We start from the raw sequence: 20,774 nt of genomic DNA, 5'->3' as shown, positions 1-20,774 counted from the left end.
GCTCAGGCGATGGCCGCCTGCAGCTGCTCCACGCGGTCGGTCCGCTCCCAGGTGAACTCGGGCAGTTCCCGGCCGAAGTGGCCGTACGACGAGGTGGCCTTGTAGATCGGCCGCTTCAGGTCGAGCTGGTCGACGATGGCGGCGGGGCGCAGGTCGAAGACCGTACGGATCGCCTCAAGGATCTTCTCGTCGGACACCGTCCCGGTGCCGAAGGTCTGGACGTACACCCCGACCGGTCGAGCCCGGCCGATGGCGTAGGCGGCCTGCACCTCACAGCGCTTCGCCAAGCCCGCGGCGACCACGTTCTTGGCCACCCACCGCAGTGCGTACGCCGCGGAACGGTCAACCTTCGAAGGGTCCTTCCCGGAGAACGCGCCGCCTCCGTGGCGGGCCATGCCGCCGTACGTGTCGACGATGATCTTGCGGCCGGTCAGGCCGGCGTCGCCCATCGGGCCGCCGACCACGAACCGCCCGGTCGGATTGACGAGCAGCGCCATCCGGTCGGTGGCCAGGCCGAGATCCGCCTCGGCCAGCACCGGCTCGACCACCATGGTGCGGATGATCTGAGCGAGTTCCTCCTGGGTGACGTCCTCGTCGTGCTGGGTCGAGACCAGGACGGTGTCGATACCGACGGGCCGCTCGTCGTCGTACGCGATGGTGACCTGGGTCTTGCCGTCGGGACGCAGCCCCAGGACGAGTCCCTCCTTGCGGACGGCGGTCAGTCGCTCGGCGAGGCGGTGCGCGAGGAAGATCGGCATCGGCATCAGCGTCGGCGTCTCGTCGGTGGCGTAGCCGAACATCAGACCCTGGTCACCGGCGCCCTGCAGGTCGTACGCATCGTGCTCGCCGCTGTCCGTACGGAACTCGAGCGACTTGTCGACGCCCTGGGCGATGTCCGGGGACTGCTGGCCGATGGACACGATCACGCCGCACGAGGCGCCGTCGAAGCCCACCCTGGACGAGGTGTAGCCGATCGACTGCAGCTCCTGGCGGATGATCTGCGGGATCTCCACGTAGGCGGAGGTCGTCACCTCACCCACCACATGCACCAGACCGGTCGTGGTGAGCGTCTCCACGGCCACACGCGCCTGCGGGTCCTGCTCCAGCATCGCGTCGAGGATGGCGTCGGAGATGCGGTCACAGACCTTGTCCGGGTGGCCCTCGGTGACCGACTCGGAGGTGAAGAGGTGCATGTTCGTGTAAGGCACGACGCCGATCCTATGTCCCCGGGCTCCCGCGACCTCCGTTGGTCCAGTCCCGGGGCCATCTTCCGGACCGAGAGCGAGCTGCAGCGAGATCGACGTTCATTAGGGTGAGGCCATGCGCCATTGGGGGGACGCGCTTCGGACGAAGCGTGGATTGACCGGACTGCTGGGCGTCGTCGTCGCCTATCAGGTGCTCGCCCAAATGAGATTCCGGCCGGATGAGATGCAGGTTTCATACTGGCTGGTGACGTATGACTACGGCTTCGTTCGTCGCGGACTGGGCGGTGAAATCATCCAGCTTCTATCGGGGCGTGCCGACAGGGTACCGACTTGGCTGACGTACCTCGCCCCTTGGTCGGCCGCGCTGCTCCCGGCGATAGCCCTGTACCTCGTCATCGCCGCGCTGGTCAGACATGGCACCCGGTCCTCGGTGGCGTTGGCGATGCTGCTCGCGTGCTCCCCATGGACGTTCGACGCCCTGATTGCCTATGGACGCCCGGACCAGTTCGGACTCGTGTGGCTGATCACTGTCGGCGCGGTACTTCTGCCGACCCGAGGGCGTCCGCCTGCGCTGGTGGCGGTTCTGACGGTGCTGGGGCTGGCTGGTGGGGTCCTCACTCTGGTCCACGAGGCGTCGATGGGAATTTGGGGCATCGTCGTCCTCGTCCTGATCGCGGTCGCTGACACGGCGCCCCGTACAAAGGTATGGGAGAGCCTGACCCTCTTCATCCCGGTCGGGGGGCGGTATTGGCGGTCGTCCTCTTCGGACGTTCGGATCCAGCACTGGTGCACCAACTCCAGACCGCTCCCGCCGTGACGAATTACTCCGGATGGTGGGCTCGCCCTAATGACCCCGGCTATGGCGGAGTCATCGCTTACATGGCGGATGACCTGATGACATCGTTCGCTCGCGTCTGGGCCATCCCAGCCTGGAAGATGGCGGCGATCTTGGCTGCTGGCACTCTCCAGTCCGGCCTGCACGCCGCATGGCTTCGGCTCTGGGCACCTGCCTTCTCGCTCGGCGTCCGCCGCTCCTGGTTCACGTTGGCCGCCTGGACGGTGTTCGTCGCCGCAGCCATAGCAGTCTTCGCGACCGGGCTGGACTGGACCCGCTGGATCAGCTCGCTGGGGACAGCGACCCTCCTGGTCGGAGCCTTCACGATCCTGTCGCGTCCCGCGGCCAGTGACGAAATCTGGGAGGGGACCTATCCACCACTGGCTATGGCCCTGGCCGTCTACCTCGCTACCAGGGGGCGATGTACCCCGATGGCCCGAAAGGGATCAAGGAAGCAATCCACTGGTGGATGTGACCATCGCCTGACAGGTGCGCTACCCCAGCAGCCCGCGCCGTTCCGCCTTGGCCGCCACGCGCGCGGTGAACTTCTCCCGGTCGATGATCGCCCGCTGGTGGGTTCCCTCACCGATCTGCTGCACGTCGTCGCGCAGCACCACATGGAACGTCACGATGCGGCCCTCGACCGCGGTCACCTCGGCGGTCGCCGTCACGGTCATCCCCACCGGCGTCGCGGCCGTGTGGTCGAAACGTACGTCCACCCCGACGCTCGACTCGGACGGCTCGAGGTAGTCCGCGAGCGCTCCCATGGACGCGCATTCGGCGAAGCCGACCATGAAGGCGGTCGCGAAGACCCGCGGCATCTCCTCGAACCCGGGGAACTTGGCCGACACAGCGGGCACGGTCAGGGAGTCATCGACCACCACCGACACGGTGTGGATCTGTCCCGGGTCGAGTCCTGGCTTCATCAAGGGCTCCTCATGGTTCGGTCGGGTCGGCTCGAGCGATCATCGTGCATGACAGGTGGCAGACGCCAGGCCTCTCGCAGCCTGCCGGGACACGGCTAGGGCGCGTCCAGGTCGTCGGCTTCCAGGATCCGGAACCAGCGGTAGCCGTAGGCCGGCAGCGCCACCCGCAGCACGCCGTTCTCCAGCTCCACCCGGTGCGGTCCCCACAGATCGACGCAGACGAACGGCACCGGCTTGGGACCGTCGGGGTCGCCCTCCATGGTCTCGCTGGTCAAGGCATCGACCGACAGGTCGATCGTCACCGCCTCGGACGCCAGGTTGTGCACCGCGATGATCGCCGCCCCGGGCAGGTCACACCGGTGGGCCAGCACCGAGGGGGCCGGCTGGTCCAGGATCGAGACCTCGCCCCAGCCCAGCTCGTTGCACGTCCGCCGCAGTCCGATCAGGTCACGGATGAAGTTCCACAGCGAGTCGCCCTCGTGACGCTGGCGGGCCACATTGATGTGCTCGGGGCTGCCACCATCGGGGACCAGGCGCTGGACCAGGTGGCGGGGCTCCGTGGTGGAGAACCCGCCGTTCGGCCGGTCGCTCCACTGCATGGGGGTGCGCACCGCCATCCGCCCCTCGGCCTCGAGGTCCTCGATCATGCCGATCTCCTCCCCGTAGTAGAGCGCCGGCGTGCCGGGGAGGGAGAACATCAGGCTGTACGCCATCCGGATCCGGCGCGGGTCACCGCCGAGCATCGACGGCAGCCGGCGTTTCAGCCCACGGCCGTAGAGCTGCATGTTCTCCTCGGGCCCGAACGCGTCGAAGACCTCCTGCCGTTCACTCTCGCTGAGCTTGTCCAGGGTGAGCTCGTCGTGGTTGCGCAGGAAGTTGGCCCAGGCGCAGGTCGCGTGGATCGGCGGCCGGGCGAGCAGGGCCTCCTTGAGTGGGGTGGCGTCCTCCCGGGCGAAGGACAGGTACGCCGCCTGCATCCCGACGAAGTCGAACATCTGGTTGAGCTCATCGCCCGCCTCGCCGCCGAAGTACGCCAGCTGCTGGTCGTACGGCAGGTTGACCTCGCCGAGCATCATCGCGCTGCCCTTGCGCCGCTCGAGGAAGGAACGGATCGACTTCAGCACCAGGTGCGGATCTCCCGGCATCGACTCACTGGGCGAGGTCTTGTCGCTGGAGAGGAAGTACGGCACCGCATCGACCCGGAAGCCGTCGATGCCGAGTTGGAGCCAGAAACCGATGATCCGGAGGATCTCCCGGCGCACATCCGGGTTCGAGGTGTTCAGATCCGGCTGGTACTTGTAGAAATGGTGGAGATACCACTCCTCGGTCCGTTCATCGAACTGCCATACGGAGGTCTCCTTGTCGGGGAAGACGACCTGGGTGTGGGTGTCCGGCGGCGGCGTGTCCCGCCAGACGTAGAAGTCGCGGTACCGGTTGTCCTTGCTGCGGCGCGCCTCCCGGAACCAGGGATGCTTGTCGGACGTGTGGTTGATGACCAGGTCGGCGATCACCCGGATGCCCCGGTCATGGGCGGTGCGGATGACCTCGACGAGTTCACCGTGGTTGCCGAGCCTCGGGTCGACCCCGTAGAAGTCGACGATGTCGTAGCCGTCATCCCGGTCGGGGCTCGGATAGAAGGGCATCAGCCACAGGCAGGTGATCCCGAGCTCGTTCAGGTAATCCATCCGGCGCGCCAACCCGCCGAGGTCGCCGCTGCCGTCGCCGTTCGCATCGAGGAACGTCTCGATGTCGAGGCAGTAGATGACCGCGCTCTTCCACCACAGGTCGCTGGTCTCGGTGATCTGCATGTCCACCATCTTTCGCACCGTCGACGGATCGCGCAGGAAACCACGTGAACCGGTGAAATCGTGTGCTTCCATCCCACCCTGTCGGCGAGCGGCGCCGCAAGCACTTCGCGAGCCCGACAGTGCGCCGGCAATGCGCCGGCCGGGTCCAGGTCAGAGCCGGCCGGTCAGTTCCCCGCCCCAGTCATCCACCGCGCCCCAGTCACGGAAGTCGCCTCGCGGGGCTCGCCCGACGCGGGCGGCAAGGCGTTCCCAGCGCGCCCGCCACTGTGGCTCGTGCGGCCCGGCGAACACCGTCGTCCCGATCGGCTCCTCCGGGAGGAGCGCGACGAGTTGGCTCGGGTAGTCGCGGGCCTGCTCGATCCGGGACCGCTCCCCGGAGGCGATGTCCAAGCAGACGACGAAGACCCCGGTCGGCTTGTGCGCCAGCCCCTTGCGGTGGGCGCTGACCCACTGACCCGCCGAGGCGTAGACGCTGCCGGACATCACGCCGGAACCGATCACCACGGCGTCGTACGCCGCCGGGTCGGGATCGTCCTGGACCGGGACCACGGTCACCGCGTGACCGGCGTCGGTCAGGCCGGACCCGAGACGTTCGGCGATGGCCTGGGTGGTGCCGCCCTTGGTGGCGAAGGCCACCAGTACGTTGGTCATGGACCCTCCCCTGCTCCCGTCGACGGTGCGTACGCCCCCACGGTAGGCCGCGACTCGCACCGGGGCGATGGGGTTGTTCACCGGGTCGGCCCTGACCTTCCTCGGGGTACCGCCTCCCCAGGCTCGGTGTGCCACGGAGTCGGACCGGACGGCACCGCTGTTCGTACGATGGAGCCATGATCACCGGCCCCGAGCGTGACACCCCCGGTAGCCTGCGCGCGCGCAAGAAGCAGGAGAGCCACCGGGCGCTGCGCCTGGCCGCTCTCGAGCTGGTCGCGGAGCGGGGCCTGTCCGAGGTCCGGGTCGAGGACATCGCGCACCGGGCCGGCGTGTCTCCCCGCACCTTCTTCAACTACTTCGCCAGCAAGGAGCAGGCGCTCGTCGATCCGACCCCCGATCACGGGGAAGGGATGCGCGACCGCATCCGCCAGGCTCCGGCCGGGACCGAGGTCCGCGACATCCTCCTCGCGGCCCTGATCGACCACGCCGTGGAGATCTCCGCCGACCGTACGACCTGGCGGTTGGTGAAGCAGGTGACCAGCCGGCACCCCGAACTCCTCCCGCTGGCGATGGGCTCCTCGCGGGAGACGTCCCGCACCCTGGTCGAGGCGGTGGCCGAGCGACTCGGGTCCGACCCCGACGAGGACCCCTACCCGACGGTGCTCGTCGAGGCCTCGGTGGCGGCGATGCGCGCGGCCGCCGCCCACTTCCTGCGGTGCCACAGCGGACCTACCGGCGCACCGACGCTCTCCGAGGACGACGAGGTGGCCCTCCGGACCGCCCTTGAGGACGCTGCCACCCTCCTGCGGGACGGGCTGCCGACGCCGGTCAGCTCTCCGCCACATCCCTCGCGGGCCACACAGCGCGGCCTCTGACAGCGCGACCCGACCGGACTACCGTCGGAGCCATGACGACGCTGGATCCCGCGACGGTCCGCATCCTCGACCACTGGCTGCTCCGCACCCAGCGCAGCGGCCGGGTCCCTTCGGTCTCGGCCGCGGTGGCTCGCGCCGGCGACGTGGTGTGGGCCGGCGCGATCGGCGTCCTGGCCCCGGAACCGACGGCGGGCGCCACCGGCACGGACGGCAGGACCACGGATGCCGCCAGCATGGCCACGCAAACGACGCGCTACCGGATCGGCTCGATCACCAAGCCTCTCGTCGCGGTGGCCGTCCTCCAACTGGTCGCCGAGGGCCGGATCGAGCTGGAGACACCCATCGCCGACCTGCTGCCCGATGCGCTCTCCCCCAAGGCCTCCGTGGCCCATTACCTGAGCCACACCTCGGGCCTGGCGGCCGAGCCCACCGGCCCCTGGTGGGAACGCTCCCCCGGTCCCTCGTGGGCAGACCTCGTGGCCTCCCCACCCCAGGTGCTCACGGCGCCGGGCCGGCTCCACCACTACTCCAACACCGGCTACGCGGTGCTGGGCCACCTGCTGGAGGTGCTCGAGGGGGAGCCGTGGGACGCCGTCGTCCACCGGCGGGTGCTGGCCCCCTCGGCCTGCATCGCACCGGGCCGGACGCCGACCGCTCCTGTGCGACCGGGGTGGCCGTCCACCCGTACGCGGACGTCTGGCACCCCGAGCCGGTGACCGACTACCGGGCGATGGCGCCGGCGGGAGCGCTCTGGTCGACGCCCTCGGACCTGGTGCGGTTCGGAACGTGGACGCTGGGCGGGTCGGGCGACGGCCCGGACCTCCTCCCGGCCGACCTGCTCGCCCAGATGCACGAGCCGAGGGCGCTGGCCGACACACCCGGGTCCCCCTGGGTGTCGGCGCACGGCCTCGGGCTGCAGGTCGTCAACACCGGTGAGACCCGTCGCTGGGGACACGGCGGTTCGGTGCCCGGGTTCACCGCGGAGTTGTGGTGCGATCCCGGCACGGGCGACGTCGTCGCCGTCTGCGCCTCGGCGACCCATCCGCTGGGCGCCGCGCACGGCCTGCTCGACCTGCTCGCGGCGACCGAACCCCCGACGCCCGCACGGTACGCGCTGGACCCCGCCCAGGCCGATGTCGTCGACCTGTGTGGAGTCTGGTACTGGGGCCCCAACCCGTACACCTTGAGCGCACTGCCCGCAGCAGGGCCGGGACGCTCGGTGCGGCTGGCGCTGGCGCCGCTCGGCGGTGGTCGTCGCGAGACGACGTTCGAGCGACTGCCCCTGCGGGGCTGGGTGGGCATGGCGGGCGACTACTGGCTGGGTGAGCAGCTCCTACCGCTGACCCGAGCCGGCGAGGAGACGCCGTACGCGCTGGACATCGGCACGTTCCGCTTCACCCGCAGCCCGTACGAGCCCGGGACCGGCACCCCGGGCGCCCACCCGGAGGATGCTTGGCGCTGAGCCGAGCCGGGCCCGGCAAGGGGAGGAACCGCGTCGACTTCAGAGGGTGGCACGGTGGTCCTGACGGTGGACCCACCCGGAAGTAAGGTCCCAACTGACTAGGAGTCGTCCAGTGCAGGGCGACCGGGGGAGAAATCCCGTCCGGGGCCCGTTGCATCGCCCCGGATCATGGGTCGGGGGCCCAGCAGCAAGGGGTCCCCTGTGTCAGCGTCGGGCCGCTCGGCCCACCGAAGCGCTGTGCGGCCCATCTGCCGTCCGACCCGCCTGCCGTACAAGCCCGGGAGCCACGGCTCAGGGAACAGTACGGCACCGCGACGCCGTCGGCAACTCCCCCACCATCACAGAGCGTCCCCACGGGGAACGGGCCGCTCGACATGGGACTAGGGGGACCATGTGACTGTAATGGCGAAAGCGACGGATCGGCGCAGCAGCGTCGCCGCCCACGAGACAGCGGACGGCCACGACGAGCCCGATCCCGGCCCTCGGCGGGCCACGCGCAATTCCCATTCGCCCGTCATCCTGGCGGTCACCCTGCTCTCGATGCTCGGAGTGGTGGCGTATGGGCTGTTTCTCCTCAATCCGGCAAACCGTGGCGACTTCCTGCCGTGGTTCCTGGTGGTCTTCGCGGAGGCGATCCTGGTCTTCCACGCCCTGATGGGCATGTGGACGATCCTCGTCGGGCAGCGCAACCCGCGGACCTACGACTTCTACACGGCCAAACGCTTCCTCTACGACAGCGACCTCAACGCGTCGTACGCCGTCGATGACGCCCCGGAGCGCTGGCCACTGCTCATCAATGACGAGGTCGTCACCGTCGACGTGCTCATCACGGTCTACGGCGAGCCGCTGGACGTCATCCGGCGTACCGCCACGGCGGCGATGGCCATCCGGGGCGCCCACAGGACCTGGATCCTCGACGACGGGGACTCCGACGACGTGCAACGGATGGCCGGGGCGCTCGGCTGCGGCTACCTCCGACGGACGGTCCACGACTCGGCCAAGGCCGGCAACGTGAACCACGCCCTCGGGCGGACCGACGGCGACTTCTTCGTCATCCTGGACGCCGACTTCGTCCCCAGACCCGCCTTCCTCGAAGAGACGCTGCCGTTCATGCATGACGCCCGCGTCGCGTTCGTCCAGACACCGCAGGCGTACGGCAACCTCCACAACGTCATCTCCCGGGGCGCCGGCTACATGCAGACCATGTTCTATCGCTTCATCCAGCCGGGGCGGAACCAGTTCAACGCGGCCTTCTGCGTCGGCACGAACGTGCTGTTCCGGCGCACCGCGATCAACGAGGTGGGCGGCATGTACACCCGCTCCAAGTCGGAGGACGTGTGGACCTCCCTGATGCTGCACGAGCGGGGCTGGAGGTCCGTCTTCATCCCCGAGGCCCTGGCCGTGGGGGACGCGCCGGACTCGATCGAGGCCTACTCGAAGCAGCAGCTCCGTTGGGCCACCGGCGGGTTCGAGATCCTCTTCACCCACAACCCGTTGAGCCCGCGGCGCAATCTCACGCTCGACCAGCGGTTCATGTACTTCGTGACGGCCACCCACTACCTCACCGGCATCGCCCCCGGGATCCTGCTCTTCGTCCCCGCCCTCGAGGTGTTCTTCGACCTGCGACCGGTCGGTGCCACCGTCGGGGCGGCGACGTGGATCCTGTTCTACGGCGGCTTCTACATCATGCAGGTGCTGCTGGCGATGTTGATCCTGGGCACTTTCCGCTGGGAGGTCCTCCTGCTGGCGGCCTGCTCGTACCCGATCTACCTCAAGGCACTGCGCAACGCCATGTTCGCGGTCGACCAGAAGTGGAGCGTCACAGGGACCACCGGAGGCAAGGCCTCACCGTTCGGGTTCATGATGCCCCAGGTCCTCACCTTCGTCTTCCTTGCCTGCACCCTCCTGGTGTCCATCTGGCGCGACGTGACCCTCGGGCAGCTGAACCTTGCCACGGTCTGGCTCACCATCAACACCCTCGTGCTCGGAGTGTTCGTGGGCGTGGCCTTCAGCGAGATCCGCGCCAACCGCCGCGGGAGGGCTCCGCGCCGGCTCGACCGCACCGAGGTCACGATCGAGGCGACCGCGCCGGAAACCGCCCCTGTGCCGCGCTCCAGAGGGCGCGCCGTGGAGCCAGCGACCACCGCCTTCCATGGCCGGCGCTTCGCCTCCCACGAGGACGGCGACACCATCACCCTCCCGGAGATCCGACCGATATCGGACGACTTCGGGCACATGCCTGCTCCGGTCACCGGTCGACGTCACCCTGACGACACGGCGGGCTCCGGCGAAGTCGGTGCCGCGCCCCGATGGCAACGCCCGATGACCCGCGACCGCTCCTGGGACGATCGCCCGACCCCCGACACCCGGCCCGACACCCACCAGACCTGGAATGAGGATCAGCGATGACGTGGCCCGTGCGTATCAAGTTGTGGTTCGGCATCATCGTCGTCCTCGCCCTCTGCCTGGGGCTGACGCTCCTCTTCAACCATCGACAGACGCAGGTGGCCAGTGTCAGCGCCAGCGTCGAAGCGCCCACCGTCACGATCAGCTCCGACTACGGGGGCGTGGTCACCGATCAGCTGGTCCAGCCCGGCGACCGGGTGACGGCCGGCGAGGTCCTGTTCGTGGCCAGCAGCCCGCAGGTCTCCCAGGAGGCAGCCCGGGGGAACACCCCGAAGAACACCCCCATCTACACCGTCGACGCCGCCAAGAGCACGATCGTCTACCGTTCGGTGACCGACGGCTACGTCGCCGGCATGCAGGCACTCAAGGGGACGTACATCGCCGGGACGACCCCGATGGTCGTGGTGGTCCAGGAGGGCCGTCGACAGGTCGCGGCGGACTTCCGGCTGGCTCCGCATGACTACGGACGCATCGACAACGGGGCCCACGTCAGCATCATCCTGCCCAACAACGAGAAGCTGGACGGGCAGGTCGAGAACGTCGACGTCACCGCAGGTGCCGCCGACGGGTCCGTGCCCCTGACCAGGGTCCGGGTGAGCAGCGATCAGTTGAGTGACGCGCGCCTGGGTTCCCTCACCCGCCAGGGCACCCCCGTCACTGCCATCCTGTCGCTGCGGGACGAGGGTCCCCTGGCGGGGATGAACCAGAGCTTCCTGAACTTCCTCACCAAGATCGGTCTGCGGTGAGGCGGTCAGGGCGCCGCGTCCCGACCGCCCTGGCAGCACTCCTGGTGATGGGCCTGATGGCGGCCTGCGCCGGCCCGGCGGACACGCCCGGGTCGGGCCAGGCGGCGTTCCCCACTGACCGGGTCGCGGGCCTGGTCGCTGGGGTGGCCCAGCGGGACGGCAAGGACCTGACGACCGCCCGGCTGGCCGCCGGACTCGTGCCCCCGACGAACCGGTGGTTCTCCGGTCTCGTCTTCGGGGCCCGGCCCCAGCCGGTCTACCCGCTGCCGACCTCGTTCGCGCTGTCCGCGACCGGCTTCTCCTTCGGGCTGCCGACGCTGACCACGACGCCCAGGACCATCATGGGGTCGCACACCCCGGACGTCACCGTGGACCTCGGCGCCGGGGTGGACTGGCGGGTCAGCGGTTACGACGAGCTGGGCGTCAGCATCGAGGCTCGCCGCGGCGCCACCCTGGTGGGCACCGTCCATCTGGTGCAGGGGTCGCCCTTCATCAGCTACTCCTCGGCCACACCACACCAGGTCAGGCTCTCGACGTCGTTCGGCGCCGAGGGCCAGGACCGATCCGCCACGGTCGGCAGGACGACGTACGGCCTGACCACCGACGCCGCCACGGTGAACGGCGCGACGCTCGACCTCGGGACGGGCGGCCGGGCGACGTGGTTCCCGGTGGCGACCGGAGCCACGGTCCAGGGGATGGCGCGGCTGGCCGCGGACCCGGTGACAGAGACCTCGGCGGCCTACCGGGTCGACCAGCGTTCCGTCACCACTACGCTGCACTACGCCACCCACGACGGGGGCGCCACGGCGTTCGCCACCCTGCCGCACCAGCGGGCGGGTCTGGACCATGGCATGGCGTGCGGCCTGGGGACGTACGCCAGCATCTTCGGCGAGATGACGCTGTGCTCCGGCCACGACCTCACCTGGACCACGCCGAGGGACGCGGCCCGGGCGGGGCTGGACCTGGCCGCCCTCTCGGACGGGGAGAAGCAGGAGCTGCGTCAGTCCTTGACGGTCGACGTGGCGGCGAGCAAGTCGTACCCGGCGGACACGTACTTCGGCGGCAAGGCGCTCTATCGCGACGCCATGCTGCTGCAGATCGCCCGCCAGCTGGGGGCGAACGAGCAGGCCGACCGCCTCAAGGAACGCGTGGCCGGGCAGTTGCGTCGGTGGACCGACCCGCAGGGGTGTATCAGGCGTGACTCCTTCTGCTTCACGTACGACACCCGCAACCGCGGCGTCGTGGGGATGACCCCGTCCTTCGGCTCCGACGAGTACAACGACCATCACTTCCACTACGGCTACTTCCTGTACGCCGCAGGAGTGGTCGCCGCGGGTGACCGTGACCTCGCCTCCCAGCTGACTCCGGTGATGGATCTGCTGGCCGCTGATATCGCTTCCTCGGAGCAGACCGACCGGTTCCCGCGCCGACGGACCTTCGATGCGTACGCCTCCCACTCCTGGGCCTCGGGCACCGCACCGTTCGCCGACGGGAACAACCAGGAGTCCTCCTCGGAGGCGGTCACCGCCTGGGCCGGCCTGACACTCTGGGCGCGGGCGTCCCACAACTCCGGCCTGGAGCAGCAGTCCACCTGGATGCAGGCCCTGGAAGCCTCGTCGGCCACCGCCTACTGGACCGACTTCGACCGCGCAGCAGCGCCGTACCAGGGATTCCAGCACCAGGTCATCCCGCTGAACTTCGGGGGTAAGCGGGACTACGCGACCTGGTTCTCCCCGGAGCCCGCAGCGGCGCTGAGCATCCTGCTGCTCCCGATGAGCCCCTCGTCCGACCATCTGGCGGCTGACCCGCGGCGCATCATGGACAACCTCGCCGAGGCCACGGCGACGAAGGGCTACCAGCAGCAGTACGGCGACTACCTACTGATGTACCGGTCCCTGGCGGGCAGGGCCGAGCAGCAGTCGGCCCTCGCCGCCGCACGCCGGTTACCCGCTCAGTTCATCGACGACGGTGACTCGCGAACCTACTTGCTGGCGTTCATCATGTCCCGCTGACGGGGCGTCAACGGTCGAGGACCGCACGAGGCCACGCCGTCCTCCGACGGCGCGGCCTCGTGGTGGTTCACCGACGTGCCGGTTCGCTCCGGGTCACGACTCGAGGGACTCCTGGGGGTGCGCCGACTCACGCGCCTCCGCGGCCTCGCGGGCCTCGCGCTCCTCGACCCGGCGGGCCCGGATGCCGTTGAGACGCTGCTTGGCCTTGTCGGCGGCACGACGGACGGCGACCTCGAGATCGGGCTGCTCGACCCCCTTGCGGGCCTCCGCCTCGGCGGCCTCCCGGGCATCGACACCGGCGCGCCACTCGGCGGCGAAGTCCTCGAGGACGACGACCTCGCCACCCACGAGATGGTTGAGGTAGTCGACGCACCGGCGCCAGACCGGCTGCCAGGCCGTCGGGCTGGGCGGGTAGTGCGGGTCGGCCGGGTCGAGGAGGTCATCGACCTGGGCCGCCACCTCGGCCCCTGCCGACTTGTAGAACAGGTGGAAGCGACCACCCTGGTTCCACTTGCCGTCGGGGAAGAGCAGCAAGCCGGCACCACTGGTGATGTTGTTCCACTCCGAGGACGGGATGCCGCTGGCATCCTCCATCCCGAGCAGCGAAATGTTGGCCCATCGCCCGCTGCGCGTGCCCTGGGTGTAGATCCAAGCTCCGGCCATCGTCATTGATCCGTCATCTCCCTGTCGCCGCCCACGGGCGTCACACGATCCGTCCCCGATGACCATACCGGGCCGGCGCCGCGATCGCTGCCGAGTGACCCCCAGAGGCACAGCGACCGTACGCGGCCCCGACCCGTCGCGGGAGCGTTGCCCCCCGCCGGAGGCGTGCCCTGGCGCCCGATCGTCGTGATGGCGCCGATCTGACGGGCGGACGGACCGCGGAACACCTCGATTTCACATTTGCTTCTCGCTCGCGCTATAGTTCTCGAGCTGCCTGAAACGGCAGCAGGTCACTCGGAAAGGTTCCACTGGCTCGCAGGTCACTGCAGGCAGAGGGTCCGGAGACCGGATGGCCCCGTAGCGCAGTTGGTTAGCGCGCCGCCCTGTCACGGCGGAGGTCGCGGGTTCGAGTCCCGTCGGGGTCGCGGAAGCGGTGAGACGAACGTGTCGCTCGTGTCACCGTTTTTCTGTTGGAGGAGCAATCCTTCGGCCAGGTAGCTCAGTTGGTAGCAGCGTTCGCCTGAAAAGTGAAAGGTCACCGGTTCGAACCCGGTCCTGGCCACAGCACGGGTCGCACCTCGAGGTGCGACCCTTTTGCTTTCCCCAGCTGTCCTCCGCCGGTCCAGCTGGATCCGCCATCCTGCGATGGAGCGGCGTCCACCGACGCACTCCACGCCCGCGACGATCCCGACGGCCGCTACCCTGATGTGATCTCTGTCATATCTCCTCGCGCGCGTTGCCGGGAGCCCGTTCTACGGCGCGTGTAGGAGATACCCGATTCCTACGGATAGGCTTCCGCCATGGCGCACGAAACGTTCACCAAGGAATCCGCGACGACACCGGAGGGCTACTTCCAGGTCGAGGCCGCGGGGCTGAGGTGGCTCGCCCTCGCCGGTCCGGGCAGCGCCCAGGTGGTCCGCGTACGGTCCGTCGAAGAAGGCCGCATCGAGCTGGACAACGTCCCCAACTCGCGACCCTCGAAGGCATCGGCGGAGGCCTTCGGGCACGCCCTGGCCCGCACCCACGCCGCGGGCGCGGACGCCTTCGGGCAGGGCCCGGACGGCTGGGACGGTGACGGCTTCATCGGGGTCCAGGCCATGACGCTGCGTCCCGAGGACACCTGGGGCGTGTTCTTCGCCGAACAGCGCATCCTGCCGTACGCGCAGGCCGCCCACGCGCTCGGCAACCTCAACGACGCCGGGATGCGCACCATCGAACGGATCGCCGCCCGGCTGGCCGACGGTGTCTTCGATGACGGGAGCGCTCCCTCACGGATCCACGGCGACCTGTGGGCAGGCAACGTGCTGTGGTCACCCAAGGGCGTCGTCCTGATTGACCCGGCCGCCCACGGCGGCCACGGGCTCACCGACCTCGCGATGCTGTCACTGTTCGGTGCTCCGTTCATCGACGTGATCCTCGACGCGTACGCCGAGAGCGCCCGGCTCACCGAGGGCTGGCGCGGCCTGATCGGGCTGCACCAGTTGCATCCGCTGCTGGTCCACGCGGTCACCCATTCGGCCGCGTACGGCACCCAGGCGGTGCGGTTGGCCGAACGCTTCCTCTGAGCGGAAGCGCCACGCACGCCGATGGCCCGACCCCATGAGGGTCGGGCCATCGGCGTTCTCGGTCCGGCCCCGCGGTCGGATCAGGTGGCGGCTCAGTCGTTCTCGGCCTCGGCCTCGGCGGCCGAACGCTTGGCCCGCTTGGGCGTGGCCAGGTCACCGACGATGTTCCAGGTGTTGGAGCCCCAGGCGATGTAGCGGAAGCCCAGGTTGATCATCGCGCCGACCCGGTTGCGTCCGCCCAACAGCATGAACAGGTGGACACCGACCCACAGCAGCCACGCGACGAAGCCGGTGAAGGCGACGGGCTTGTGGCGACCCGGGATGGCGACCTCGGCGACGGCGGCGTTGCGACCGATCGTCGCCATCGTGCCCTTGTCCCAGTACTCGAAGCGCTCGAGCTGGCCACCCTTCGCGTGAGAGACGATCTGGCCCGCGATGTGGACGCCCATCTGCATGGCCGGCTGCGCCAGCTGCGGGAGGAACTGGTCCTCGATGATCGAACAGTCCCCGGCGGCGAAGATCCGGTCCTGGCCCTTGACCCTCAGCATCTGGTCGACGACGATCCGGCCACCGCGTCCCAGCTCGAAGCCGAGTGAGCGGACCCAGTCGTACGCTCCCACGCCCGCGCCCCAGATCACCACGTCACTGTCGATCTCCTCGCCGCCCTTGAGGTAGACGTGGGATGCATCGATCCGCGCCACCGACGTGCTGAGGCGGACGTCCACGTCGCGCTTGACCATCTCGTCGTACGTGTACTCCTGCAGGTCATGCCCGAAGGGGCCGAGCAGCACGGGGCCGGCCTCGACCAGGTGCACCTTGACCCGCTTGCGGTCAAGCTCGGGATACATGTTCGGCACCCCGGTGGAGCGCATCTCCGCCAATGAGCCGGCCATCTCCACGCCCGTCGCACCGCCGCCGACCACCACGATGTGGAGGTCCTTGGTCGCCCGCTCCTCCTCCGGCAGCGCGGCATAGTGCTCCAGCCGGCCGAACACGGCATCGCGGCAGGCGATGGCCTGGGCCCGGGTGTACATCGGCAGGGCGTTCTCGGCCACCCCCGGCAGGCCGAAGAAGTTCGCGGTCACGCCGAAGCCGAGGACGAGGTAGTCGTAGGCGATGGTGCGCCCGTCATCGAGGGAGACCGTACGTCCCTCCGGGTCGATGCCGCTCACCGCACCGCAGGTGAACCGGACCCCGCGATGCTTGCCGGAGAAGTTACGCAGCGAGTAGGTGACGTCGCCCGGGTTGAGTCCGCCCGTCGCCACCTGGTACAGGAGCGGCTGGAACGTGTTGTAGGGATGCCGGTCCACCAGGGTGACCAGGCAGCCCTGACGGGAGAGCTCCCGTGCGGCCTGGATCCCCGCGAAACCGGCACCGATGACAACGACATGTGGCCCTTGATTCACCCTGTCATCGTGTCACAGCTCACAGTAGGCGGCCACCCACGTCTCAACCGTCCTGAAGAACTCCGCCCGCACCGGAGGCGCCGAGAGGACGAGGTCGTGCAAGCCTCCACTGATCCGGACCACCGTCACATGTCGTCCGAGGTCGGGGGCCCGATGGGCGACCCCGTCGGCGTCGAGCACCGTGTCGGCCTGCGCCATCTCCTCCGACCATGTCCGGCCCTGGACAGACCGGGCCGAGCACAGGACCAGCACGGGGACGTCGATGTGCAGGCCGGCCGCGACCCGCTCGTGGGCCCGGATGATGGCCCGGCCCCAGCCCAGCCGGATCGGCGCATTGAGGCGTTTCCACTCGGTGTCGAAGTCCCACTCCCCCGCCTCGGCGGCGAGGATCGTCCGCCGGTAGAACCCCTGGTCGACGATCGGGAGGATCGAGGTGGGAGCCATCCGCGCCACCCCGCTGACAAGCCGGGACACGACCTGGCGCAGCAGCAGATTGCCCGACAGCTCGAGCCACGGCGAGTTCAGCACGACAGCCGTGAAGACGCCCGGATGGGTGTCGGCGTAGAGCGCGGCCGTCAGCCCACCGGTGGAATGCCCCATCAGCACCAGCGTGTCGTGGCCGTCGGCGCGGATCACGGTCACGGCCGCATCGATCTCGGCCGCGTACTCGTCGAGGTCGGTGATGTAGCCGAACAGCTGCCCTGGTCGCAGCGCCCGCCCGTACCGGCGCAGGTCCACGGCATAGAAGTCGTACCCCAGTCCCACCCAGAAGTCAGCCAGGTGGGTCTGGAAGAAGTAGTCGTTCCAGCCATGGATGTACAGCACCGCCGGACGCCTGACCGAGGGATCGGACGGACGGTCCCGATCACGACGGATCAGGACACCACCGACGGGGATGTCCGGCTCGCCCACGATCGGGACGTGCGGAGTCAACGGCAGGTCCGTGCAGGAGAAGCCGGTCAACAGATCGGAGCGCCACCGGGAGGGGTCGATATCCTGGGGAACGCTCACGAACGGCCCTGCATGACCTGAGTCGACCACCGGCGAGCTGACCACCGGCGAGGCAGCGGGACGCTAGCCCGACTTGCGCATCTCTCCGTAGCCGCCGTACTCGTCATCCTCGTCGACGTTGTAACGAGCCGCCAGATCCGCATACGCGTCCGGTACGTCGTCTTCGACTTCGTGGGAGTCGCTCTGGTCCTCGTCCTGATAGGACTCGCCCCGGAGTTCACGCTCCAGCGAGGAGAAGTCCGTCTCAACCGAGCGGTACTTCAACTCACGAGCAACCTTGGTCTGCTTTGCCTTCGCACGGCCGCGCCCCATATGGGTCGACCCCCTCGCATCTGGTAGCGCCTGCGGCTGGGCCGCGGCATGAATCTGGTAACTGTCGTGAGACACAGGCTACCCGAGCCGGTGGACTAATCAAAGTCCTCCACCGGCCGTGAACACCCGTGTCGTCGCCCAGATCTACGCCCCGTGCCGCCCCTCCAGGACCACCGTTCCACCGTCTGTGTCCCCCGCCTCACGCACCTCACCGCAGACCCAGGAATCGATCCCGCGAGCGCCGAGCAGGGTCAGCGATTCGTCGACCCCGGAAGCGGGGACGAGGGCGACCATGCCGACCCCCATGTTGAGCGTGGCCTCGATGTCCGGCTGGGAGACCGTGCCGACCTGCTGCACGAGGGAGAAGATCGGCTGGGGGGTCCAGCTGGACCGGTCGATGCGTACGGCCAGATGACCCGGGATGACCCGAGCGAGGTTGTTGGCGAGCCCGCCGCCGGTGATGTGGCTCATCGCGTGCACCTCCGTGGCGTCCGCCAGGGCGAGGCAGTCACGGGCGTAGATCCGCGTCGGGGCCAGCAGTTCGTCACCGAGGGCCCCACCCAGCTCGGGCACCTCGCGGTCGAGCGACCAGCCGGCCCGCTCGAGCAGCACGTGCCGGACCAGGGAGTAGCCGTTGGAGTGCAGCCCCGAGGAACCCATCGCGATGACGACGTCACCGGGCTGCACCCGGTCGGCGCCGAGGATCCGGTCGTACTCGACGACACCGGTGGTGGCACCGGCGATGTCGTACTCGTCCGGGTCGAGGAGTCCGGGGTGTTCGGCCGTCTCGCCGCCGAGGAGGGCGGCTCCGGCGATCTCACAGCCCCGTGCGATCCCCCGGACGATGGCCGCGATCCGCTCCGGGACGACCCGGCCGCACGCGATGTAGTCGGTGACGAACAGCGGCTCGGCGCCCACCACGACGAGGTCGTCGACGAGCATGCCGATCAGGTCCTGGCCGATGGTGTCGTGCCGGTCCATCGCCTGGGCGATCGCGACCTTGGTGCCCACGCCGTCGGTCGACGTGGCGAGCACCGGGCGCCGGTAGCCGACGAGCGCGGAGGCGTCGAAGAACCCGGCGAAGCCGCCGAGGCCGCCGAGGACCTCGGGACGATGCGTCGCGGCGACCGAGGCCTTCATCAGCTCCACGGCACGATCGCCGGCCTCGATGTCCACGCCGGCCGCGGCGTACGCGCTGGGGGTCGCCGGCACTCCGACGTCTGACGGGCTCGGCTGCTGGGTCATCGGTCCTCCGCGGGTCGCGCGGCCGCAGCTCCCTGCTCGGCCGGGTCGGTGATGGTCTCGTCGGTCTCATCCGTGTCGCTCAGCAGCGGCAACTGGGTGCTCTGGGGGGCGACGAACCCGTCCCCGAGGATGCCGAGCGCATGCGGCGGCGGCTCGACCGGGTAGACCCCGTCGAAGCAGGCGCGGCACAGGCTGTCCTTCGGCCGGTCGGTGGCGCCGACCATGCCGTCAAGGCTGACGTAGCCGAGCGAGTCGGCCCCGATCGAGCGACAGATCTCCTCGACGTTCAGCCCCGAGGCGATCAGTTCGGCACGGGTGGAGAAGTCGATGCCGAAGAAGCAGGGCCAGCGCACCGGCGGAGAGGAGATCCGGACGTGGACCTCGGCCGCGCCGGCCTCCTTGAGCATCCGGACCAGCGCCCGCTGGGTGTTGCCGCGGACGATCGAGTCGTCGACGACGACCAGCCGCTTGCCCTCGATGACGTGGCGCAACGGGTTGAGCTTGAGCCGGATGCCCAGCTGGCGGATGGTCTGCGAGGGCTGGATGAAGGTCCGCCCCACGTAGTTGTTCTTGACCAAGCCCTCGGCGTACGGGATGCCGGACTCCTGGGCGTAGCCGATCGCCGCCGGCACCCCCGAGGCCGGGACCGGCATCACCAGGTCCGCCTCGACCGGGTGCTCGCGGGCCAGGGCCCGGCCCACCTCGACCCGGGACTCGTGCACCGAGCGACCGTGGATCGTCGAATCGGGACGGGCGATGTAGACGTACTCGAAGACGCAGCCCTTCCGCCGGGTCTCGGCGAAGCGGGTCGATCGCAGGCCGTCCGCATCGATGGCGATGCACTCCCCCGGCTCGACCTCGCGGACGAAGGAGGCCCCGACGATGTCGAGGGCGCAGGTCTCGGAGGCGACCACCCAGCCACGCTCGAGGCGGCCCAGGCACAGCGGCCGGAAGCCCTGCGGGTCCCGGGCGGCGTAGAGGGTCTTCTCGTCCATGAACACCAGGGAGAAGGCGCCGCGCAGGTGCGGCAGGACCTTGAGCGCGGCGGCCCCCAGGGGCAGGTCGTCGAAGGTGGCCATCAACGCCGTGACGATCGACGTGTCGTTCGTCGAGTCCATCGCGTTCTTGTGCGGCACCTCCTCGGTGGGCCGGCGATCACGCAGCCAGGACTCGAGGTCATCGGTGTTGGTGAGGTTGCCGTTGTGGGCGAGCGTGATGCCGTACGACGCGGTGGCGCGGAAGGTCGGCTGGGCATTGCTCCAGACGCTGGCACCGGTGGTCGAGTAGCGGGCATGCCCGATCGCCAGGTCACCGGTCAGAGAGTTCAGCGTGCCCTCGTCGAACACCTGGGAGACGAGTCCCATGTCCTTGAAGACCATGATCCGCCGGCCGTCCGACACGGCGATGCCCGCGGACTCCTGCCCGCGGTGCTGCAGGGCGTAGAGACCGTAGTAGGACAGCTTCGACACGTCCTCGCCCGGCGCCCAGACGCCGAACACACCGCATTCATCCTGCGGGGACTTCTCCAGGGGGTCGAGCTCGGCGGTCAGCCGGCCATCAGGGCGTGGCACCTTGACAGCCTAACAGCCCCGCACCACAGGGGCGTCTGTTGCCCGGGGAGTGAGGGCCCAGGGGCTGGCCGTGGG

17 protein-coding genes, 2 tRNA genes and 1 pseudogene are annotated in these 20,774 nt (G+C 69.2%); 10 read left to right on the top strand and 10 right to left on the bottom strand.

Annotated elements, in window-relative coordinates:
• Positions 1–2: 2 nt before the first annotated feature.
• Positions 3–1,193, bottom strand: coding sequence for a methionine adenosyltransferase (gene metK, locus Rai3103_RS09480; protein ID WP_153573686.1), 1,191 nt, complete (start codon positions 1,191–1,193; stop codon positions 3–5).
• Between the two features lie 166 nt (positions 1,194–1,359).
• Between metK and Rai3103_RS09475 the strand changes: the two genes are divergently transcribed.
• Positions 1,360–2,022, top strand: a complete 663-nt coding sequence (locus tag Rai3103_RS09475) for a hypothetical protein (protein ID WP_153572398.1) — start codon at positions 1,360–1,362, stop codon at positions 2,020–2,022.
• A 512-nt stretch (positions 2,023–2,534) separates the two neighbouring features.
• Here Rai3103_RS09475 and Rai3103_RS09470 read toward each other — a convergent pair.
• The 3 genes from Rai3103_RS09470 to Rai3103_RS09460 all read right to left on the bottom strand — a co-directional run bounded on the left by Rai3103_RS09470 (position 2,535) and on the right by Rai3103_RS09460 (position 5,425).
• Complete coding sequence (locus Rai3103_RS09470) at positions 2,535–2,966, bottom strand: thioesterase family protein (protein WP_228488823.1); 432 nt, start codon at positions 2,964–2,966, stop codon at positions 2,535–2,537.
• Positions 2,967–3,061: 95 nt separating this feature from the next.
• A complete protein-coding gene (locus Rai3103_RS09465) occupies positions 3,062–4,774 on the bottom strand; it encodes an alpha-amylase family protein (protein WP_153572396.1) in 1,713 nt (570 codons plus the stop codon).
• Between the two features lie 150 nt (positions 4,775–4,924).
• Positions 4,925–5,425, bottom strand: coding sequence for a flavodoxin domain-containing protein (locus Rai3103_RS09460; RefSeq protein WP_153572395.1), 501 nt, complete (start codon positions 5,423–5,425; stop codon positions 4,925–4,927).
• Between the two features lie 176 nt (positions 5,426–5,601).
• On the opposite strand from Rai3103_RS09460, the gene Rai3103_RS09455 reads away from it, so the two are divergent.
• The 6 genes and pseudogenes from Rai3103_RS09455 to Rai3103_RS09430 all read left to right on the top strand — a co-directional run bounded on the left by Rai3103_RS09455 (position 5,602) and on the right by Rai3103_RS09430 (position 12,926).
• Entirely contained in the window at positions 5,602–6,300 is a 699-nt protein-coding gene (locus tag Rai3103_RS09455) for a TetR/AcrR family transcriptional regulator (protein WP_153572394.1), read from the top strand.
• Positions 6,301–6,332: 32 nt separating this feature from the next.
• A pseudogene (locus tag Rai3103_RS09450) lies at positions 6,333–7,300 on the top strand (serine hydrolase domain-containing protein); the annotation flags it as partial.
• The gene (locus tag Rai3103_RS19060) at positions 7,286–7,762 is read left to right on the top strand and encodes a DUF7586 domain-containing protein (RefSeq protein WP_422396043.1); all 477 of its coding nucleotides are present in this window, start codon (positions 7,286–7,288) and stop codon (positions 7,760–7,762) included. The pseudogene Rai3103_RS09450 and the gene Rai3103_RS19060, both read left to right, overlap by 15 nt.
• Before the next feature lie 402 nt (positions 7,763–8,164).
• Positions 8,165–10,171, top strand: a complete 2,007-nt coding sequence (locus Rai3103_RS09440; protein ID WP_153572391.1) for a glycosyltransferase family 2 protein — start codon at positions 8,165–8,167, stop codon at positions 10,169–10,171.
• On the top strand, positions 10,168–10,914 hold the full coding sequence (locus tag Rai3103_RS09435; protein WP_153572390.1) for an HlyD family secretion protein: 747 nt from the start codon (positions 10,168–10,170) through the stop codon (positions 10,912–10,914). Before Rai3103_RS09440 ends, Rai3103_RS09435 begins: the two co-directional genes overlap by 4 nt.
• Positions 10,911–12,926, top strand: a complete 2,016-nt coding sequence (locus Rai3103_RS09430) for a glycosyl hydrolase (protein WP_153572389.1) — start codon at positions 10,911–10,913, stop codon at positions 12,924–12,926. The genes Rai3103_RS09435 and Rai3103_RS09430 overlap by 4 nt, the downstream gene beginning before the upstream one ends.
• Before the next feature lie 93 nt (positions 12,927–13,019).
• Here the strand turns inward: Rai3103_RS09430 and Rai3103_RS09425 are convergent, their stop codons facing one another.
• Positions 13,020–13,589: a hypothetical protein gene (locus Rai3103_RS09425; protein ID WP_153572388.1), complete on the bottom strand. Its 570-nt coding sequence runs from the start codon at positions 13,587–13,589 to the stop codon at positions 13,020–13,022.
• 351 nt (positions 13,590–13,940) lie between these two features.
• Here Rai3103_RS09425 and Rai3103_RS09420 point away from each other — a divergent pair.
• The 3 genes from Rai3103_RS09420 to Rai3103_RS09410 all read left to right on the top strand — a co-directional run bounded on the left by Rai3103_RS09420 (position 13,941) and on the right by Rai3103_RS09410 (position 15,154).
• A tRNA-Asp gene (locus Rai3103_RS09420) sits at positions 13,941–14,014 on the top strand.
• Between the two features lie 63 nt (positions 14,015–14,077).
• Positions 14,078–14,151, top strand: a tRNA-Phe gene (locus tag Rai3103_RS09415).
• 238 nt (positions 14,152–14,389) lie between these two features.
• On the top strand, positions 14,390–15,154 hold the full coding sequence (locus tag Rai3103_RS09410) for a fructosamine kinase family protein (RefSeq protein ID WP_153572387.1): 765 nt from the start codon (positions 14,390–14,392) through the stop codon (positions 15,152–15,154).
• 92 nt (positions 15,155–15,246) lie between these two features.
• On the opposite strand, the gene Rai3103_RS09405 is transcribed toward Rai3103_RS09410, so the two are convergent.
• From Rai3103_RS09405 to purF, 5 genes are all read right to left on the bottom strand, one after another.
• Complete coding sequence (locus Rai3103_RS09405) at positions 15,247–16,560, bottom strand: NAD(P)/FAD-dependent oxidoreductase (protein ID WP_153572386.1); 1,314 nt, start codon at positions 16,558–16,560, stop codon at positions 15,247–15,249.
• 12 nt (positions 16,561–16,572) lie between these two features.
• On the bottom strand, positions 16,573–17,571 hold the full coding sequence (locus tag Rai3103_RS09400) for an alpha/beta hydrolase (RefSeq protein ID WP_194793077.1): 999 nt from the start codon (positions 17,569–17,571) through the stop codon (positions 16,573–16,575).
• Positions 17,572–17,634: 63 nt separating this feature from the next.
• On the bottom strand, positions 17,635–17,883 hold the full coding sequence (locus Rai3103_RS09395) for a DUF3073 domain-containing protein (protein WP_153572384.1): 249 nt from the start codon (positions 17,881–17,883) through the stop codon (positions 17,635–17,637).
• 144 nt (positions 17,884–18,027) lie between these two features.
• The gene (purM, locus tag Rai3103_RS09390) at positions 18,028–19,128 is read right to left on the bottom strand and encodes a phosphoribosylformylglycinamidine cyclo-ligase (protein WP_153572383.1); all 1,101 of its coding nucleotides are present in this window, start codon (positions 19,126–19,128) and stop codon (positions 18,028–18,030) included.
• Positions 19,125–20,699, bottom strand: a complete 1,575-nt coding sequence (purF, locus tag Rai3103_RS09385) for an amidophosphoribosyltransferase (RefSeq protein ID WP_153572382.1) — start codon at positions 20,697–20,699, stop codon at positions 19,125–19,127. The genes purM and purF overlap by 4 nt, the downstream gene beginning before the upstream one ends.
• Positions 20,700–20,774 lie beyond the last annotated feature (75 nt).

The organism is Raineyella fluvialis, assembly GCF_009646095.1.
GTDB lineage: Bacteria > Actinomycetota > Actinomycetes > Propionibacteriales > Propionibacteriaceae > Raineyella > Raineyella fluvialis.
The sequence above is the reverse complement of the archived record's forward strand: the minus strand, read 5'-3'. Positions and strand labels throughout refer to the sequence as shown.

What these genes read in the sequence shown, in the direction of transcription:
- Rai3103_RS09460 (WP_153572395.1), bottom strand. Translation starts at nt 5,425, where the DNA reads ATGACCAACGTACTGGTGGCCTTCGCCACCAAGGGCGGCACCACCCAG.
- Rai3103_RS09425 (WP_153572388.1), bottom strand. Translation starts at nt 13,589, where the DNA reads ATGGCCGGAGCTTGGATCTACACCCAGGGCACGCGCAGCGGGCGATGG.
- Rai3103_RS09440 (WP_153572391.1), top strand. Translation starts at nt 8,165, where the DNA reads ATGGCGAAAGCGACGGATCGGCGCAGCAGCGTCGCCGCCCACGAGACA.
- metK (WP_153573686.1), bottom strand. Translation starts at nt 1,193, where the DNA reads ATGCACCTCTTCACCTCCGAGTCGGTCACCGAGGGCCACCCGGACAAG.
- Rai3103_RS09435 (WP_153572390.1), top strand. Translation starts at nt 10,168, where the DNA reads ATGACGTGGCCCGTGCGTATCAAGTTGTGGTTCGGCATCATCGTCGTC.
- Rai3103_RS09455 (WP_153572394.1), top strand. Translation starts at nt 5,602, where the DNA reads ATGATCACCGGCCCCGAGCGTGACACCCCCGGTAGCCTGCGCGCGCGC.
- Rai3103_RS09465 (WP_153572396.1), bottom strand. Translation starts at nt 4,774, where the DNA reads ATGCAGATCACCGAGACCAGCGACCTGTGGTGGAAGAGCGCGGTCATC.
- Rai3103_RS09410 (WP_153572387.1), top strand. Translation starts at nt 14,390, where the DNA reads ATGGCGCACGAAACGTTCACCAAGGAATCCGCGACGACACCGGAGGGC.
- Rai3103_RS09395 (WP_153572384.1), bottom strand. Translation starts at nt 17,883, where the DNA reads ATGGGGCGCGGCCGTGCGAAGGCAAAGCAGACCAAGGTTGCTCGTGAG.
- Rai3103_RS09470 (WP_228488823.1), bottom strand. Translation starts at nt 2,966, where the DNA reads ATGAAGCCAGGACTCGACCCGGGACAGATCCACACCGTGTCGGTGGTG.
- purM (WP_153572383.1), bottom strand. Translation starts at nt 19,128, where the DNA reads ATGACCCAGCAGCCGAGCCCGTCAGACGTCGGAGTGCCGGCGACCCCC.